The 421-nt window shown below is 45.4% G+C and carries 2 protein-coding genes; both read left to right on the top strand.

Features of this window, described 5'->3' with window-relative positions; translation table 11 throughout:
* Nucleotides 1-220 (top strand): pilus assembly protein PilM (pilM, locus tag CWB98_RS23830; RefSeq protein ID WP_171045764.1); only part of this gene is annotated, 220 nt, incomplete at its 5' end.
* The coding region (locus CWB98_RS23825) for a PilN domain-containing protein (protein ID WP_432765903.1) at nucleotides 208-421 on the top strand (214 nt) is incomplete at its 3' end. The genes pilM and CWB98_RS23825, both read left to right, overlap by 13 nt.

Genomic DNA, 421 nt, shown 5'->3' with positions numbered 1-421 from the left:
CCAAGTGGATTACATTGTTCTCTCTGGTGGAACGGCAATGATCGAAGGATTAGATAGACTATTAATCGACGAGTTAGGGATCCACACTGTTGTCGTTGACCCATTTGCGAGCATGGAGATTGGTTCCAAAGTGGACCAAGAGCTAATGCAAAAGCATAAGGCACAGTTCGCTGTTGCTGCGGGTCTTGCATTGAGGAGTTTCTCAGCATGCCACATATAAATTTATTGCCCTGGCGTGAGGCCGCGCGTAAAGAAGCACAACAACGTTTTGTAACTATTTTAGTTGTCGTCTTAGTTGCCGCTTTTGCGTCAATGTTTGCTTTAAGTTCATTCTACAGCGCACTCAAAGATGGGCAGAACGTTCGTAATAACTTCCTGAGCCGGGAAATTCAGATCTTGGATAGGCGCATCGCAGAAATTC

It is taken from the genome of Pseudoalteromonas rubra (assembly GCF_005887115.1).
GTDB lineage: Bacteria > Pseudomonadota > Gammaproteobacteria > Enterobacterales > Alteromonadaceae > Pseudoalteromonas > Pseudoalteromonas rubra_F.
This window is presented reverse-complemented; position numbering and strand designations above follow the sequence as displayed.